Consider the following 17,746-nt stretch of genomic DNA (forward strand, 5'->3'; position numbering starts at 1 on the left):
AAGAAAATCTCTTTTCTGGTCTGACGGCGCTTACTGCTGAATTCACTGTCGGCGAAGGTAAGTTGATGACTCATGATGAACCCTGTTCCATGGCTCCAGATGACAAACATGATCTCATATCAGGGACTTGTTCGCACCTTCCCTAGCTCACGATGATGACGAGGATGTGAGTGAATTAGCTATCAGCAGTACTGTCATTCAACCTGGCACTCTCAGTGAATTATCGACTCATACTAATGTTGTACAGAGAGTTGCCGTAGCTAGACATCCGTTAACCCCCACAATAGTACTCAATTCATTGTCCACAGATGCTGATAGACATGTCCGTGCAAATGTGGCTCGTAATCCCTCAACCCCCTTATCCGTATTAAACGCGTTATCTCTGGATGAAGCAGAAGATGTCCGTGTCGGTATTGCTGGTAACCCGAAGGTTTCTCAAGCGTTATTGATACAATTGCTTGAGCGGACAAACTACGATGATATAAGAGTTTTGGCTGCGGCAGCCGGTAATCGAGCATTGCCATCAAGGATGTTGATTCAATTTGTTTCTGATGACCGTCCTTTAATCCGTATGTCAGCGGCGAGTAATCCGCTACTAAAACCTGAACAGATGAACGAGTTACTTTTTGATAGTGATGAGTATGTGCGCAAGGCTTTGATGCGAAACCCTGCCTTGCCAGGCTCATTGAGCATGTGTTGCGTGGATGATCTGCTTTAAATCTATAATAAATGTTACAGAGCTCATACTTATGCTGAAATGTAATTAAAGAATATTCTGAAGATGATAGATTGAGATCAAGTTGACTAAATGGATACGTGGAGGTTGGAATGACATTCATAAAGATCGTCAATGGTACTGAAAAAGTAGTTGATTGTTATGAGCGCTCTATGGAGCCAATATATCAAGAGGCAGTTTCTTACGAATTTGGGATCGGCGTAGATGCTGACTTTCTAAAAGCGATTGAAATATATGAGATTGCGGCGTCACGCGGCCACCCTCAATCAAATTTAAAACTTGGCATGCTCTATTTTCATGGTCATGGTGTAACTCAAAATATAAATAAAGCAATTAAGTATTTTGGGAAAGCAGGGGAGAATGGGTGTGCGCTTTCCTACTTTACACTAGGATGGATTTATGATGAAGGGGTATTAATATCTAAGGATGACGATAAAGCTGAATATTTTTATATAAAATCAGCTGAAAAGGGCAATGGAAATGCGCAGTATAATTTATCTCAACTGTGTTTGAAGATAAGTGAAAAAAAGGCAAAGGAAAGCTATGAGAAAAAATCAATTGAATGGCTTGAGTTGGCAGTAAAAAATGGCCATCCACTTGCCCAATTGAAAATGGGCATTCATTTAGTCAATAAAAATGAAGGGCCAGAGGTTGATGTACATGCAAATCAGCTATTTACACTCTCAGCCGAACAGGGAAATATTGATGCGTTATATCAATTAGGATTAATGCATCTAAAAAGCTACAAAAAATATAAGATAGAGCGTGATCTCAATATGGCATTTGAGTTTTTAAATAAAGCAAAAGATGCCGGGCATATTCAGGCGCAAGTGAAAATTGGAGACTTGTGCTACTGTTGGCTGGGATACGAACTTGATAATACTCAGTTTGAGAACATCAAGATTGGAGGACGTGAATATGAAATAGGGCCAGATTGGGGGCATTATCTCGAAGCAGCAAAAAAAGGCAGTATGGAAGCTAAATATAAGGCCAGCATCATACTGTTAAATGAAGATGCGAGCTGTAGCGATGGATTAGAGATGCTAGCATCTGCTGCATATGGAAACTATCCTGCCGCTAAATATTTACTGTCTGTGAAGGAACTTTGTGAACTCAGGTCATTATTGAATGACAAAGGTGAATGTGAGAATCATAAGGATAGATTTCTCAGAGATATTGAAAGTATTAAGAGTAGTCTAGAATACGCATCTGAAAATGGAGTAAGAGACGCAAAATGGCAACTAGCCAAATTGTACTGGCAACTCTATCGAGCAGGTTATGGTGATACTAATTGTCGGGCGGCATTGACGCACCTTATGTATTGGGTCCGAGATTATCACTTGTTAAACTACACAGAAATTAATTATTGCCATCATTTAGATGATAGCACTATAGATGAACTTGTTTCGCTAGCTAAATCAGGTGATAGCAAGGCTCAATTTGTACTGGGAACTCGCTATGCAAAAGGGCTTACTGTTTCCCAGGATATTGAAAAAGCTGAATTTTGGTATAACCAATGTATTGGTTCTGGAGACCCAGAAATCCTATGTCGTCTAGCATATATCTATCACATTGGTGATGGAGTAAATGCAGATATAAATAAATGTAAAAATATTATGGATTCCTACATTAGTCAATTCCCAAGTCTTTATGATGATGATATAAACTATCGACGTGGTTATATCGCACTACATCATGATAAGAACAAGGACGATGCAATTAAATTATTTGAGTTGGCTTCTCGTAATGGTAACCATTTAGGTGCAACATTTAAACTTGCAAAAATGTATTTGAATGATAATCATAAGTATGAAGATGGGATAAATATGTTGATTTCTATCTTAGACAAAAAAAGTGTCATGAGTGATCTTGGTGAGTGTTGTTTGCTGGCACTTGTTTCTGAGTTTTTAGATAATGTTGGCAACGTTGCTAGAAAAAATATCAACGATCAAGAGATTTCTTCTGTACTAGATGAGATTCTGTCCTTGCCTACTAGTTTTGATGATGAGATAAGTAAGGAAGTGCGGTGTCATATACAGTGTTAAGTGCTATTTAAAATGTGGCATTGATGATATGTTATAAATGGGCTAGTAACTTAAAGCCCATTTTTAATGTGTTGTTGATTGACTACCAATTAAATAGTAGGGTTATGATATAGCCGTCATTCCACACCTAATTTTGCATTTTTACAGGTGATGATGTTCACACAGAGCCTGTAAATAATTCTGTGTAACTGCCGACTCTGTTACAGGGAACCAATCGATAAAAATTGATTTGAGATTTACGCCATTTTTATCGCAGAGTTCCAACCAGTAATTTTAATCATCACCAGTAAATGTTATAGAAGATCTTTATTTTAACCCCATCGTTCATCATTAACTTAGCGTCTGTACCGAGTTGGCAAGTCTTTTCTCATGACTAAAAGGTGTCGTATAAAAACGCTGTTCAATACCGTATAGTAAAATTTTTAACTCATCATCATTGGATATTTCAAATTTCTTATTTTCTCTATCGAATGTTAATCTCTGCTCACCGCAATAGCCGTCGATGTAATCGAGCATGTGAGTTTTATCATCGTCTGACATGGCATCAAGCGTCGCAATGGCAAGACCAATACGCTTACGATTTGGTTTTGAAACCTTATCCAGGCTGTAGTCATCACTCAATGCGATGAATGGCTCATCTAAAAACTGCTTCACTTCCTCGTTGGTAGCTTCTTTATACAGCTCGTCAATTCCAGTGAAGATACTTGAAATGGTTGCCAGATTTCTAAATATCAAGGTGTCTGCCGCTTTAAAGTATACGGCATCAGGAAGTGAATTTATTACTAACCGTGTTTGGCTTTGCTCAAGCACTGCGACTTCGCCGAAGGTCAGTGTTTTACGTTTAACGAAAAGGCTTGGTGTGATTTTTTGAAAATAAAAATCATCACCTTGAACAGCAAACAAGAAGGCAATTTTAGAGAAATTATCTTTGGTCAGGTCATTATAGTCTTTGGAGTCGAAATCTTGCTTTAGAAGATCAAGACAAAAACCTTGGTGACTGAAACCTTCAATTTTAAACCATGCATCCTCATCCAGATTGTGGTCTGGGTTGTAAGGTATGCAAGCATCCAAATTGATGGCTGCAATATCAAATAGCGATTGATCAGAGACCATTTTGAAAAATGGTTTTTTGCGTAACCCTTTAACTCTGGCCAATATGTGGTCCATTTTATCCTCGCTCTATGAATGTGTAATTATTGATTCTATAAGCCACTTTTATTTGAATGTCATCTGGCTTTTTGTACCGTTGACGACTGATCAGAAAAATTGCAGTGCCATTCTTGGTCGTTATGTTGTAAAACTCGTATCCGAATAGCAAAAACAGTGGGTTAAAGTAAAGAGCTTGAGACAGAAAAGTAAACACAAATAACACACCGTAAACAAACCAGAGGGTTTCGCAGTTACCAATACTTAGTGCTACAAAAAAGTAGCCCAAGTAGCTAGGTAAAAAACTGTTATTCGCATGCTCGATGCTTCCCACCTCACCAGCTTTAAACTCATCCTTACCTAGTTTATTGCTTAGCAAAATGCTAACCCCAGTGGATAAAATAGGGATCAGCAAATAAAACATGTAAGACACTGCGTTCGGGAGTATTGTTGTCCAACTGAGCCAGTAAACACCGTTGACAAAGTGACTCAATACATACCCTTTCTGTACCAAGAAAATTATCACCAGTAGTGACGTGGCATTGAAGGTCAACAAGATCCGGAACGCAGTGTTTATGATCATTTTACCGTCACCTGACCGTTCATTAGCATGGGAAGTAGCCAGTCACGGAGTACAGAAAGCTGTCTATTTTCTTTGGTGGATGCTTCAATTTTTTCAAAGATAGGCTCCGCTAGTGCAGAGAATTCCTCAATGACAGTTCGCTCACTGGGCAGTGCTAAATTCGTATATTCAATATCGCTAGACACAATCGAATTGAATACAGAACCACTCGATTTTACTTCAAGATGATGGATAAGCTCCTTGGTCAAGAAAAATAAAAATGTATAGCTTATCCCATTCTTTGCTTTCAGTGCATAGCAGGATTGGTTCATAGCCATCGGCACGGCATTTAGCGCTAGCCTGCCCACGGAGCCTCTTGCTGTGATAAACACCGTATGCGGTTCGAATAATCGTGTACTACTGTTCTGTAATCCTTCGTCGGTGATGTAATCTTCAGTTGATACTGAATATATATTATTATCAGAATCACTTGGTGTGAAAAATGGAATCGTCCCATTCCAATACTCTTGTTTTGTTTTCGTTGGCGTGCCACCGCCAAATAAATGGGCCACCTCTAATGCGTTACCCGCTCTCCAATCCTCCGGTATTTCGCGCTTTAGGGTTGGGTTATAGACCATTTTCCCACCAGAAGTTTTGTAGGGCTTGCCGTTGGCATCGGGGAAGTCGAACTGCACAAACCAGTAGTCGTACATGATTTTTGCCATAGCTTCCAATTCGGCGTTGATGCGGTTATTGAGTTCGATTTTTTTGTCGACTGCTTCAAGAACCTTCCTTATCGCAACTTGAAGTTTTTTGTCTTCAATCGCAGGAATGACCATTTCATGAAGTTCGTTCCTGTTAACTCCTGGTACAGCGCTTTTGTCAGAGGTCCGAATTCTGCCTAAGCAGCTCAATAAGTAATATATATACTTCGGATCATTACCTTTGAAGTTCTGGACATATAAAGCTGTATTGTGTGGCCAGTACTTTCCTTCTACGAAATACATTTCGCCTAATGTGCCATATCGTCCGGTTACAACGCCTTTACCTTCAACCTTATACTCGTTGTGATACCCAGAAACCCCCGCTGAACTAATGACAGGATATGGGCCAGCAATTCTGTCCTTCTCTGGTAGGTCATAACCCCGTTTCAGAGTTATGAGATCGCCTAACCTTTTCGGGCTAACCTTACTCATATTTCAACCCCGCCAGCTGCTTTTTAATCTCAGTTTCCAACGTACGAGACTGACAAAACATGTCATCCAGGTTTTTGGTAAAACCCTGCATCTTCTCAGCAAACTGCGCTGGGGTAATATCCACATATTCTATTTTCACATCGAAGTACTGGCCTGCACTTAACGAGTAGTTTTTCGCGGCAATATCGTCGTAGCTGACAACAACTGAAAAATCATCTTCTCTATCTTTGAAATTAAATACATCGATAATGCGTTGCTCTTCCTCTTCGCTGAGCACAGTTTTTTGATTCTTTCCGTCTTTGATTTTCTCGCCCAGATTGGAAGCATCAATCAACACTACCTTGTCTTTGTTGCGGTCATCCATAAACAGGATGGAAACGTTGGTGCCGGTGGTGGCAAAAATATTGGAGGGCATGGAAACAACACCGGCCAGCATTTTGTGATTCACCAGATATTCGCGGATGCTCTTATCGATGCCGGATTGAGCCGTAATAAAGCCGGTAGGCACCACGACTGCCGCTTTGCCACCTGGTTTGAGGGAGTAGATGATGTGCTGCAAGAACAATTGGTAAATTTCCATCTTGTCCTTGGCTTTGGCTTTGATCTTGGGAATACCTGCAAAGAAGCGATCTTTGTTCTCTTTACTATCCAGCTCATCACGGAAATCGCTGAAATCCATCTTGAACGGCGGATTAGAGACAATGTAGTCAAACTTCTTCAGCTCTTTGCCGTCCTTGTGGTAAGGGTGTAGCACGGTATTGCCCTGGATCACGTTAGGGATGGAGTGCACCAGGTTGTTCAGGATCAGGTTAAGACGCAGCAGGCTTGAAGACTTTTGTGAGATATCCTGGGTGTAAATGCTGCACTTATCTTCACCTATGGCATGGGCCACGTTCATTAGCAGGGTGCCGGAACCTGCGGAGGGGTCGTAGCAGCTGACGTTTTTGACTTTGCCTTGCTGGTCAGCCGGGATCAGTATGGCGGCCATAATGCGAGCCACGGCATGGGGCGTATAGTACTCGGCGTATTTACCGCCAGCGTTGCTGTTGTAGTCTTTGATCAGGTATTCAAAGATGGTGGCGTAGAAGTCAAATTTTTGGGTGAAGATGCGCTCGAAGCTGAACTCGACCAGCTTGTTGATGATGGCACGGCAGAAGGCATCACGTTTGGATTCATCGGCAATGTATTCACTCACGCGATCAAATAACACCACCTTGGCGCCGCCGTCGGTCTTGACCGCGAATACGTCGTTGTTGGTTTGAGCAATGTCACGCAGGGTGTCGTCGAACAGCTTGGCAAAGTCTGGCGCGTTTTGCTGACTAAAGAGGTAGCTGATAAAGTGGTGGGGCTTTAAAAGCGCTGTGTCTCCTCCCATTTGTAGCTGGAGCATTTCCAGTTCGTCTTCGCTCATAGCGCTCAAGACTTCTTCCCATTTCTCGGCGCTGGCTACCTTTTTGTCGATCTGCTTCGCTTCATAGGCGAACTTATCGTTGAGAAACTTGTAGAGGAAGGTCTGGGTAATGATTTTAAATTCATTCCCATCGTTACCCAAGCCATAGTGGGCGCAGATATTTTTGAGGCTGTCGATCAGCTCTTTGGTTTTTTGTTGAAACTCTAGTTCTACCATCTGTTAACGACTCTTTATGGTTTACCAGGCTCTACTGCCGGTATTAAATTCTTTCAGGTATTCGGCGACCACCAGATGATTGATAAATCTGGAGGCATCGGCATTGAGCTTGATATTTTGCTGGTTCATAAAACGATTGATGACCTTGGGCATCATCTGGCGTTCGAAGTAGCTTTCGTTATCTAGTATCTGGCTGTTGTTCAGTACCTTTTCGTCGGCGTCCTGTTTTACACCGGTTAAGGCTTCAAAAATCTTGCGCTCGTTTTCAGAAATATCTCCGTGTTCCTGCAAGCGCTTGTGAATTCGGGTGTATTTGGCATCACCCAAGTACTTCTGGCGCAGTTGGTTGTTCTGACGGTTCAACTCTTTAACGCGATCGTGAATTTTGTTGAGTGCATCAATGTTGGCCACCATTTCATCTTGAGTGACCTCGCTGAGGTTCTTTTTCTTGAAGAGCCTTTCCAGTTCCTCTCTGAGGCTAACAAACTTCGGATCTTGTTGGTCGAAGTTACTGGCCAAGGCTTCGCGGGTTTGGCGCAGAGTGTTCTTTAACTGGTCAGCCAGTACCAGTTCTTCTTCCCCCACCTTGATAAAGCGGAACAGCACATCCTCAAGGGCGACATTCAGCAGGTTGGTGGTGTCGGTGCCGTTCTCGATGCTCTCTTTGAGGTTGAGCATATCGAGGTGATTGCAGGTTTCCCGATAGAGGATATTGAGCTTGGCAAAGTCCAGTTGCTCCAGTAACTCGTAGTCGCCTTGTAAACGTATAAGGTTGTACAAGCTCTTGGCGTTTTCCAGGGCTTTTTTCAGAGCTAATACTGTCTCACGGTCCTGGATTTGGCTGACCTGGTCGGTAAAAATTTCGGCATTTTCGGTATCAAAGCGGAAGAGCACATCTTTGATATGATCAATTTCTTGCGCGATCTCTTCCTGAGATTTGAACAGGTTGGAGTAGTGCTCCATTTCATCGCCCAGCTCTGACTGAAGCTCGTCGAAGTAGGCTTTGTTGGTGGCATCAAACTCTTTACGAATATCGGCAAAGTCCACTACATAACCGTAGCGGAAGTCGTTATAGGTGCGGTTTACCCGCGTTAGCGCCTGTAACAGGTTGTGCTTGCGGATCACTCGGCCCAGATAGAGCTTTTTCAGTCGTTTGGCATCGAACCCTGTGAGCAGCATATTGTACACAAACAGGAAGTCGATCCTCCCTGCTTTGAAGTCTTCGACCCACTCTTTACGGTCTTCCTTGGTGCCGATGTCGTGCAGGATCAATACGGCACTCTTTACTTCGTTCTTCGCTGATTTTGGTCGCTTCGGTTGAGGCTCTTTGTTGGATGGCTCGCCCGGAGTTTCATATTCCGGAGAGTGTTCGGCCACCATAGGAAGATCGTAGGCTTGCTGATTGGCTTCTTTTACACTCGCATCCAGCGGTTCTGGTTCGGCATATTTCTCGCCGAAGAGCCTGAACATCTCCTTTGCCTGATCAGAGCTGTCACAAATCACCATGCCACCAATACTGGCATCATTGAGCGCCCCTCGACTTTTTTCAAAGTCGGTGACGATGTAATCCAGCATGGGTTCAACAAAACTTGAATGGGCGTAGATCTGCTTGCGATCTATGTCGCCCATTTTCACTTCCACATCTTTTAACGCCTGTTGCAGCACCAATTTGTAGTTGGTGGCGATCTCTTCGCGGATCAGGCGCAGGGTGTAACCATCGGCGATAGAGGCGTTGTAGTAGTACTTGTGGATATAGTCGCCAAAGATCTGTTTAGAGCTGATGGCTTTGGAATCTGGGTTCTTCTTGGCTTTATCTTCATCCACAATCAGCGGCGTACCCGTTAGCGCAATCTTGATGGCGTTGGGGTCAGATTGATACAGGTTGGCCAGAAAACTGCCTTTGGGATTGTAACTGCGGTGGGCTTCGTCCAGAACGAAGATCCGCTGGATATTGATGTCGTAGTCTTTGGTAGACAATACATCCGGGTCATCCTGAAACTTCTGAATATTCACCACCGTGATTTCCGGTTTGCCGGAATGGTTGTGAATGACCTGCGTGGCTTTGATGTCTTTGGCGAAGGCGTCACGGGAGTTAATGGTGTGTACCGTTAAGCCGCGGGCGGTGAATTCCCGCTGGGATTGTTGCAGCAGATCAAGTCTGTCCACAATGAAGTAGAACTTGGGAATAACCTGCTGCTTCTGAAAGTAATCCGTCAGAAAGCGCACGTTGTAGTAAGTCAGCGCCGTTTTACCGCTGCCCTGCGTGTGCCAGATGATGCCTTTTTTCACGCCCTCATTCAGCTTGCGCTCGATGGCTTTCGTTGCGAACAGTTGCGGGTAGCGCATGACGTGCTTTTGTAGTCCGTCGGTCTCTGCCACATAGGCCAGTGCATAGCGCAGGATGAACGCCAGGCGGTCACGGCTTACCAAGGAGGTGCAGATACGGTTAGTTGGGCGTTCGGGCTGTTTATTCGTCTGAAATTCAGGGTTACTGCGGATCACCTCCAGATTGTTGTCTTTGAGTACTCGCAGCTCTTCTTCATCTGATACGGGTTTCAACAGGGCTGTCAGGTTCAGTATCTCTTCTTCACGGAAGTAGTTGAACACTGGTTTGTGATAGGAGCTGCTGGCATAGAAAGCACCTTGCACGGGTTCAGGATCGCCGTCGTCATACTCCATATTGTTGGAGAAAATCATGAACTGGGTAATGTTGGCGAAACGCTTGAATCTGGGGTTCTGGAAGCGTTTATTGATCCGATCTCGCTCGGCCAAAATGCCTTCCCGATTGTTCGGCTTTTTCACCTCAATGAAGACCAGCGGCATCCCGTTGATCAGCAGGGTGATATCAGGGCGAAATTCTTCATCGCCATTCTGGCAAGTCAGCTCAGTGACTACGTGAAAGCTGTTGTTGTTAAAGTTTTCAAAGTCGATCAGCTTGGTGTTGGAGCGATCCGTCAGTCGCTCGAAAAAGGCTCGCCCAAGATCTTCGTAATCCAGCTCTAGCTTGATGTCTTCAAGCAGGCGGCTTACATCATCGGGCTCAATACCTGGGTTGATTTTGAGAATGGCCTTGTTAAACAGCTCAGGGAAGATGTTGGTATCCAGATCCCAGCGTTGGTCTTTAAGCGATAGGTACTGATAGCCCAGTCTCATCAGATGAAGAATGGTGGGGATCTTGACGCGGGTGTCTTCGTTAAACTTCATAGCGTATCCCGTTTATTGGTGGGTCAGCTCTAGCAGGTCACCTATCTGGCACTCAAACAGCAGGCACAACTTCTCAATGGCTTCCAAATCCACCTTCTGCGCCGTCTCTTTGTAGAGCAAGGTCACTGTAGCTCGGCTTAACCCCGTCACTCTGGCAACGTCGGCAATACGCATTTTGCGTTCACCCATCATGCGGGCGAGGTGGCAGCGGATCATGGCGATGCTTCTTATGGATGGTTTTGATGTTAGGGTAGGAGCGTACCACAGACTTTGTACTGACGTAACATTTTGCGAGTTGAAGTGACATGATGCATTTTTGAATGGGATATAACGTCAAAGGGGACAGTTGAAGCTCGTCGATATCATGGCTCAGTGTCGGTGCTTTCGTTAAGACTTGAACTATCTATTCGAACGGCTTCATTAGCCATCAAGAGAGCATCGGGGACGGGGGGAGCTGTTGTCAAATGGGGGTTGGCGGCATTCTTGCCTGACTCATCCAGAACCTGTACTCCGTCCATGAATTTACGTGATTCACAACCAGTTTCAGCAACGCAAATCCCTTGAGTCGGTTCCACTTCTTCTGCGCCACTTCAGTAGACCGAACTCCATGTGCTGAAAGGTTCTGGCAGACCTTGAACCGGTGTGGAGTATCCAGAGAATGCCATTGAGCACCTGGTGTGGCTCGCGAGTAGGCTGTGCGCTTATGCGGAGGCATTGAACATGGTGCTTGATAATCCCCATTGTATATCGTTCACATGCTTTGTATGTATCTAATTGACTGCTGAGATAGAACACTCACCCCCTCAAAAATATTAGAGTTTATATATTTTTTTGCCATTTTAGGGATCAATTATAATGTTTAACTAATAGTTCAAGAAAAAAGTCAAGATATTTTTCTTTAACCTATTGCAAACGCTTTGGAATAAGCATATCGTTCTTTTCGTACATACCAGTCAGTGTATGTAGATACATAATTTATATTTATGAATTTTTCCAAGAGATTAAAAAATCTCTAAGGGGCATACCTACGCAAAATTTTGGGTGTGAATGCTAGAGAAGTATTTAAATATTTAATAACTATAATAAAAGTGTAGCGTTGAAAAACGCCACCATATTATTATAAAAACTAAATGAGGTGGATATGATTGTGTTGAGTTGTGGCGATAACTGCCAGTTGAAATTTGGGGTTGATGAATCTAACGCGCTGAGGGATAAAATCGTAGAAATTATTGGCGATGGTGAGTCTAGGAATTCAGTAAGATTAATCATTGACAATAAATCGGGGTTTGATGCAGTGAAAATTGCATTCGATTATAAGATCACAGTCGTGCTGGATGGGCATGAGTTTAAGCTAGGTTCGAACAGGTTCAATCTAGGGGTGACGCTACTCCCATTTGCTAAAAATGAGGTGGAGGAGAAAGAAGCAATTGATTTTGTGGCGGAAAACTCTCATCATTTTTGTCCAGAAATAATGTCTCAGGCGTCTCTAATAGATCATGTTTGGTCTCAAACTAGTAATCGATTCCATACTCGAATCGCCGAGGCTATAAATAAACACTTGTTTGCTAAAAAGAGCGCGGTATCTTTGGCGCACAATTTCTATACTAAGAATGATAATATTACTGAAACTAATATCGATCTTTGTCACGAAATGTTGTGTCTAGCTCGTTTCCCTGGGATTCACATAGTTGTTACTCCGCCAGGGACTGGTAAAACAACTAATTGCCTAATGCCCACATTTGACGAGGCTGGGAATAATGGTATGCATCCTATTTTTTTAAATCCATCTCGAGCGTTCACGAATTCACTGTATCCTGATCAGGATGAACGACACTATCATACAGATATCACAAAAAATGAAACCGGTGTCTATGGTGTTAGTCTGAGCATTTTATATAGTAAAAAATATAAGCATATCCGGGATAAGTGCCAAATTTTGATTATAGATGAGTTTGAGGATGTTTTTAATTTAATGCACTCAGAATTGGGCATGAGAGTCTCAGTTGATGAATACATTGAAAGGATGGATAATTTCAAAAAAATTATTGCTGATGCCAGCACGGTTGTTATTGCCGATGCGTTTTTAAGTCAGGATTCATTTGATTTTATTTCAAATTTAGCCACGCTCAGTAATAAAAAAGTGTTCGTATATAGATCATCCAAACCTAGGAATATGCCAGAAATATTTTTAACAACTAAACCAGATATTATAAACAAGATCAATGAGCGTGCATCAAGTGGCAAAAAATGTATTGTATTTAGCGACGAGGCACATAATGCAAAAAAATCAAATGTTAACGTATTGGTAAATGCAGTAAATACACCAAATAAAATATTAATCGATGCTGACACTGCTCGTAAATTCCCTAATGGTGCTATAAAAAAATGTGTTGGCAGTAAACTGGTATCAATTTTTACACCGGTTGTGAAAAATGGATTTAGTTTCACAGATAAGGACCTAACATTTACTGCAATTATTTCAAATGGGCTCGTTCAGCCTAATGATATTATGCAGTTTGTCCACCGAGCGAGGAATGCTAATAATGCATTTTTAGCGCTGCTTGGTGGCAAAAATAGGGTGTATAAAAATAGAGATCATATCATTACAGAGCTGGTGATGTCAGCGTTGGGGTGTGATTACTCTATTGAACGTTTGCATGAGTATTGCCACAACCCCACATTAATGCATATGGTTAACCGATTATTTATTCAACATAAGTTGTGTTTGGATTATAATTACACTCTACTAACCATGTTTGAACAACAGGGTTATAAAATTAGCTATCTTTTACCTGATATGACTATGAAGGATGAAAAAATGCTTAAGTTGGCTGAGCAGAAAACAGAGGAAGATCGAATTTACGGGTTATTAAATAGAAGTGAGTTTTATGCTAATGAGGCTTTTGATATTGAGCATTTTTACGGTGAAAAATTAAGTGAGGAGTTGATAAAATTTGACGATAGAGGAAATACTCGCAGAATAATTGCGAATAACATTCCAGTATATAGGGGGGCTGACTATTATAACAGTCAGGAATCCATAACATTTGCAATGATAAGATCGCTAGCCAATAATTTAAAACTCAGTGACAATTATTGCTACAGTAGTGATGAGGCTGGTAAATTCCTAGCGTGGATTGAGAATGGAAAATTTGAGTTTGGGCATGAACTCATTGCAGTAAAAAAATTCTTTAATAATGACTATTTTATCATTCCATCTAACAGGAAAATTCCAATTAAGTTTTTAGAGTCATTTCTTAAAAATAATTTTGGCTATGAAACTTATATGAGTCAGGAACAAAATTACTATCGTGATGGACCAGGGGCGGGTCGTTCAAAAAGAACTGTTAAAACAGCGCGTCTGTCAAATGATATTAGAGCGTGGGTTGCTAAAATTATGAGCCGTTACTAAAATAGATCGCTATTGGTATTGCTGTTACTATCAAAAACACCGGTCTTGAACCGGTGTTTTGTACGCTTATCCAGTCTATTTGTTAGGGAAGGTGCTAACAAGTCACTTGGCACAAAAACACACCATTCTAAATTATTGATATTAAATGGCTAAACTTTTTAGTTTTGGCTCATAGGGTACTTATTCGCACCTTCCCTAACAGTTATTTCGGGAATTCAGATAATAAGTGCGACACTCATGGATGAATGGCGAGAGGTGGCCAACTGCTGATTGGTGGTACCCTTCTGCTCGCCAAAGTAAAAGCAGTATCACCATGAGCTATCAGCAGTTGACCGAGGGGCAACGATACCAGTTATCGGTGCTTCGCGCACAGGGGATGTCCATCCTTGCCACCGCACGCGCCATTGGCGTTCATCGCTCCACCCTCTACCGGGAGCTGCGTCGTAACGCCGGGCCGCAGGGCTACCAGCCAGACAATGCGCATCAGCACGCCACCCACCGACGGGCCAGTGCGGCCAAATCTCGGCTATCTGCCGATGTCATCCAGTTTGTCGAGCTGACACTCGCCTGGTGGTGGAGCCCGGAGCAGATAAGCGCGGTGGGCAAGCAGATAGGCCTCATGGTGAGTCACGAGTGGATATACCGCCATGTGGCCGCCGACAAAGCCCGGGGTGGCCAGTTGTACCGCCATCTGCGCCAGGGCCACAAGCGCTACCGCAAGGGGGCGAGCAGCCTGCGTTCTCCCATCAAGGAAGCCCGCTCTATTGATGAACGGCCGGCTATCGTCGATAGCCGGGAGCGGCTCGGTGATTGGGAGGCGGACACGGTGCTGGGCAAGCAAGGCACAGGTGCACTGGTCACCCTGGTGGAGCGCAAGAGCCGGCTCTATCTGGTTAAGCGGGTCGCGAGCAAACAGGCTGGGGTGGTGCGGGATGCGATAATCGAGATGTTAACGCCCTACATCGAACAGGTGCATACCATCACCTTTGACAACGGCGGCGAGTTTGCCGAACACAAGGCGATAGAGGAAGCGCTGGGTGCCGAGACTTACTTTGCGCACCCTTACTCTTCGTGGGAGCGCGGTCTGAACGAGAACAGCAATGGGCTGTTGAGGCAGTTTATCCCAAAGGGAACAGACCTTAGAGAGGTCACGGACGAGGATGTCAGGAGAGCGGAGCAGTGGCTCAACCTACGACCTCGGAAATGTTTCGGATTCAGGCAGCCTGTCAAGGTATTCGAAGAGTACCGTCAGGCGGCATAGGCGAGTGTCGCACTTCGAAGTTGAATTCGCGGTTCATACTAAGTTAGTATCTTTATGGCAATAATCTATCTAGGATTATTCATGGTATATCCTACATAGAAACGAGATTGTTTTATATTGTGATGGGGCTTTTGATGTGAATTAAGTTTTCATAGATGTAATAATGGCTTTATAAAAATACTTGGGGTGGCTGTAGAATTAATGCTTATAGTTATCTAACTTGTTAAAAAGAAAATAGGCTTGGCGAACTGTATGGAAAAAGCATTCGAGAAATTAATGTATTCATCTCGCTGGATTATGGCTCCTATATATCTAGGTCTCAGCCTGGTACTAGTAGCACTTGGAGTGAAGTTTTTCCAAGAAATATTCCATATAATCCCAAACATATGGAAGATAAAAGAGGTTGAGTTAGTGCTAGTCACGCTATCACTTATAGATATTGCTCTTGTTGGTGGGCTAATAGTTATGGTGATGTTTTCTGGCTATGAGAACTTCGTATCAAGGTTAGACGTAGGGGATAACGACGATAAGTTAGGCTGGTTGGGTAAGCTAGATGCAGGTTCTCTCAAGAATAAAGTAGCTGCATCTATTGTGGCAATATCATCTATTCACCTATTAAAAGTGTTTATGAATACAGAGAATATTCCTAATGATAAAATAAAATGGTATCTTTTGATTCATATCACTTTTGTTTTGTCTGCATTCGCCATGGGTTATCTCGATAAAATAACCAGAAAATAGTTCTGCTATTAATAGTGATACATGTACAGGACCTTAAGCGTTGAGTCCCTTTAAAACTCCTTCCAAGGTCCTGTTCTGTATCGATTTTCTCTGCTTGGTTCGGCAAGCGTTCTTGGCCAAATAATCAGCTGCCCATTCCAGTCTTTCCCTTATTTCTGTCAGCGCTCTATGGGCCACTGCTTCCAATAGCGGCAACCACCATGTCGTACTGTTCTTTGACGCTTTCAACATCGATAGCTTCCCTGTCATCACACTCTGCGCGACCCGCCTTTTCATCACCAGCGACAGCAAACTCGTCCACACCAATCCCTCGGCGATGGCTTTCTCCCCCGTCACAAACCCCTTGAGCCGGTTGTGCGATTTCCACTCTTTAAATAACAACTCCACCTGCCAACGGCCTTGTTGCTCAAATCGGGGAACTATCTGTCATCTCGGTGATCTGATCCTGTAGCGCAGTCTCCGAGAGCATCAGATGGGCAAGTCCAAGCACAAGATCAGCAACTGGCAGCAGTACAACCAAGCCTTGGTGCAACGCGGTTCGTTGACCATCTGGATGGACGAACAAGCCATTAAGCAGTGGCATTGCCTGGTCCACCATGGCCGCCGAGGGAGAGGTTTCCACTACAGTGACACCGCCATTGAGACGGCCCTGATGCTAAAAGGCTTGTTCAAGTTGCCGCTGCGGGCGCTAGAAGGCTTCATTAACTCGTTGTTCCAACTGATGGCGGTGCCTTTGCAGTCGCCGGACTATAGCTGTATCAGCAAGCGCGCCAAGACCGTCGACATCAAGTACCGCCTCCCCAGCCAAGGCCCGGTGGCTCACTTGGTCATTGATGCCACCGGCCTCAAGGTCTATGGCGAAGGCGAATGGAAAATTCGCAAACACGGCAAGGAGAAGCGACGAGTGTGGCGCAAGCTCCACTTGGCGGTGGATGCCACAACCCATGCGGTCATCGCTGCCGAAGTCAGCCTGGAGACGGTGGCGGATAACGAGGTGTTACCGACGTTGCTCAACCCCTTACGACGCAAGATAAAACAGGTCAGCGCCGATGGTGCGTATGACACCAAGGCCTGTCATGCGCTACTGAAGAAGAAGGGGGCGAAAGCCACCATACCGCCGAGAAAAAATGCGGCACCGTGGGAGGAAGACCATCCCCGCAACGAGGCGGTGACGGCGCTCAAGGCCGGTGAACTGAAGCAATGGAAGAAAGACTCCGGCTATCACCAGCGCTCGATAGCCGAGACCGCCATGTACCGGTTCAAGCAACTCATCGGGCCAACGCTGAGCCTGCGGAACTACAACGCCCAGGTGGGCGAAATCCTGGCTGGCGTGAAGGTGATGAACAAGCTGATAGGGCTTGGTATGCCTGTTCGCCAGCCAGTGAATTGAGTGGTATCAACGGGTTGGGGAACGGCCATCCAGCGACGGATTTGATCAACAACGCCCCTGCCAACGGCAGCGATACAGGCTCATCACCTGCTCTGCTGACCATGCCGCTCGCGGCAGGTTGGTCATCCACAAGCAGAACCGCTTTTCCTCGGCAAACCAGCGTCGGATCAAGCGGTACTCGACCTTGCCGGACTTCACCACCATATCCAGCACCTCGGCCCGACAGCGCCGCCGTCCTGCCTCTTTCAGTGACAGTCCCGCCAGTTTTGGCACTTCCCGTCCATCACCGCGCCAGGCCTGGATTATCTTGGGGTTCAGGCTTTGCGTTCCTCGCACCAGATAAAATCCGCCAGCGTCGTTCACCTGCTCAAACCAGGCCCTGTCAATGTAACCCGCGTCAGCCAGCAGCAGGCAGTTGGCCAGCTT

The 17,746-nt window shown here is 44.3% G+C and carries 12 protein-coding genes and 3 pseudogenes; 6 read left to right on the forward strand and 9 right to left on the reverse strand.

Annotation, left to right across the window (positions count from 1 at the left end; all coding sequences use genetic code 11):
* Positions 1-166 precede the first annotated feature (166 nt).
* Both J9892_RS22460 and J9892_RS22465 read left to right on the forward strand, forming a co-directional pair.
* On the forward strand, positions 167-718 hold the full coding sequence (locus J9892_RS22460) for a hypothetical protein (RefSeq protein ID WP_210539069.1): 552 nt from the start codon (positions 167-169) through the stop codon (positions 716-718).
* A 110-nt stretch (positions 719-828) separates the two neighbouring features.
* Positions 829-2,781, forward strand: coding sequence for an SEL1-like repeat protein (locus J9892_RS22465; protein ID WP_210539071.1), 1,953 nt, complete (start codon positions 829-831; stop codon positions 2,779-2,781).
* A gap of 330 nt (positions 2,782-3,111) precedes the next feature.
* Here J9892_RS22465 and J9892_RS22470 read toward each other — a convergent pair whose 3' ends face one another.
* From J9892_RS22470 to J9892_RS22500, 7 genes and pseudogenes are all read right to left on the reverse strand, one after another.
* On the reverse strand, positions 3,112-3,948 hold the full coding sequence (locus J9892_RS22470) for an ATP F0F1 synthase synthase (RefSeq protein ID WP_210539073.1): 837 nt from the start codon (positions 3,946-3,948) through the stop codon (positions 3,112-3,114).
* Position 3,949: 1 nt separating this feature from the next.
* The gene (locus J9892_RS22475) at positions 3,950-4,351 is read right to left on the reverse strand and encodes a hypothetical protein (protein ID WP_227094715.1); all 402 of its coding nucleotides are present in this window, start codon (positions 4,349-4,351) and stop codon (positions 3,950-3,952) included.
* A 155-nt stretch (positions 4,352-4,506) separates the two neighbouring features.
* Complete coding sequence (locus tag J9892_RS22480) at positions 4,507-5,685, reverse strand: restriction endonuclease subunit S (protein WP_202015758.1); 1,179 nt, start codon at positions 5,683-5,685, stop codon at positions 4,507-4,509.
* Positions 5,678-7,312 carry a class I SAM-dependent DNA methyltransferase gene (locus J9892_RS22485; RefSeq protein ID WP_202015760.1) on the reverse strand — a complete coding sequence of 545 codons (1,635 nt, stop codon included), beginning with the start codon at positions 7,310-7,312 and terminating at the stop codon, positions 5,678-5,680. Before J9892_RS22485 ends, J9892_RS22480 begins: the two co-directional genes overlap by 8 nt.
* 21 nt (positions 7,313-7,333) lie before the next feature.
* The gene (locus tag J9892_RS22490) at positions 7,334-10,516 is read right to left on the reverse strand and encodes a type I restriction endonuclease (protein WP_180911172.1); all 3,183 of its coding nucleotides are present in this window, start codon (positions 10,514-10,516) and stop codon (positions 7,334-7,336) included.
* Between the two features lie 12 nt (positions 10,517-10,528).
* Positions 10,529-10,732 (reverse strand): helix-turn-helix transcriptional regulator, encoded by a 204-nt coding sequence (locus J9892_RS22495; protein ID WP_180911171.1) that lies wholly within the window; start codon positions 10,730-10,732, stop codon positions 10,529-10,531.
* A gap of 377 nt (positions 10,733-11,109) precedes the next feature.
* A pseudogene (locus J9892_RS22500) lies at positions 11,110-11,224 on the reverse strand (IS5/IS1182 family transposase); the annotation flags it as partial.
* Between the two features lie 433 nt (positions 11,225-11,657).
* Here J9892_RS22500 and J9892_RS22505 point away from each other — a divergent pair.
* The 3 genes from J9892_RS22505 (at position 11,658) to J9892_RS22515 (ending at position 15,930) form a co-directional block, all read left to right on the forward strand.
* Entirely contained in the window at positions 11,658-13,928 is a 2,271-nt protein-coding gene (locus tag J9892_RS22505) for a hypothetical protein (protein ID WP_210539075.1), read from the forward strand.
* Between the two features lie 313 nt (positions 13,929-14,241).
* Positions 14,242-15,189, forward strand: coding sequence for an IS30-like element ISAs2 family transposase (locus J9892_RS22510; protein ID WP_139700491.1), 948 nt, complete (start codon positions 14,242-14,244; stop codon positions 15,187-15,189).
* 252 nt (positions 15,190-15,441) lie between these two features.
* Positions 15,442-15,930, forward strand: coding sequence for a TIGR00645 family protein (locus J9892_RS22515; protein WP_109422348.1), 489 nt, complete (start codon positions 15,442-15,444; stop codon positions 15,928-15,930).
* A gap of 33 nt (positions 15,931-15,963) precedes the next feature.
* Here the strand turns inward: J9892_RS22515 and J9892_RS22520 are convergent.
* Positions 15,964-16,326: pseudogene (locus J9892_RS22520) on the reverse strand (IS4 family transposase); the annotation flags it as partial.
* A gap of 76 nt (positions 16,327-16,402) precedes the next feature.
* On the opposite strand from J9892_RS22520, the gene J9892_RS22525 reads away from it, so the two are divergent.
* Positions 16,403-17,320, forward strand: coding sequence for an IS5 family transposase (locus J9892_RS22525; RefSeq protein ID WP_024946304.1), 918 nt, complete (start codon positions 16,403-16,405; stop codon positions 17,318-17,320).
* Positions 17,321-17,377: 57 nt separating this feature from the next.
* Here J9892_RS22525 and J9892_RS22530 read toward each other — a convergent pair.
* Positions 17,378-17,746, reverse strand: a pseudogene (locus J9892_RS22530) (transposase); the annotation flags it as partial.

The sequence above is a fragment of the Aeromonas sp. Prich7-2 genome (assembly GCF_017939255.1).
Taxonomy (GTDB): Bacteria; Pseudomonadota; Gammaproteobacteria; order Enterobacterales; family Aeromonadaceae; genus Aeromonas; species Aeromonas caviae.

Coding starts and splice junctions, on each gene's coding strand:
- J9892_RS22480 (WP_202015758.1), bottom strand. CDS start 5,685: ATGAGTAAGGTTAGCCCGAAAAGGTTAGGCGATCTCATAACTCTGAAA.
- J9892_RS22485 (WP_202015760.1), bottom strand. CDS start 7,312: ATGGTAGAACTAGAGTTTCAACAAAAAACCAAAGAGCTGATCGACAGC.
- J9892_RS22470 (WP_210539073.1), bottom strand. CDS start 3,948: ATGGACCACATATTGGCCAGAGTTAAAGGGTTACGCAAAAAACCATTT.
- J9892_RS22490 (WP_180911172.1), bottom strand. CDS start 10,516: ATGAAGTTTAACGAAGACACCCGCGTCAAGATCCCCACCATTCTTCAT.
- J9892_RS22515 (WP_109422348.1), top strand. CDS start 15,442: ATGGAAAAAGCATTCGAGAAATTAATGTATTCATCTCGCTGGATTATG.
- J9892_RS22495 (WP_180911171.1), bottom strand. CDS start 10,732: ATGATCCGCTGCCACCTCGCCCGCATGATGGGTGAACGCAAAATGCGT.
- J9892_RS22525 (WP_024946304.1), top strand. CDS start 16,403: ATGGGCAAGTCCAAGCACAAGATCAGCAACTGGCAGCAGTACAACCAA.
- J9892_RS22505 (WP_210539075.1), top strand. CDS start 11,658: ATGATTGTGTTGAGTTGTGGCGATAACTGCCAGTTGAAATTTGGGGTT.
- J9892_RS22475 (WP_227094715.1), bottom strand. CDS start 4,351: ATGTTTTATTTGCTGATCCCTATTTTATCCACTGGGGTTAGCATTTTG.
- J9892_RS22510 (WP_139700491.1), top strand. CDS start 14,242: ATGAGCTATCAGCAGTTGACCGAGGGGCAACGATACCAGTTATCGGTG.
- J9892_RS22465 (WP_210539071.1), top strand. CDS start 829: ATGACATTCATAAAGATCGTCAATGGTACTGAAAAAGTAGTTGATTGT.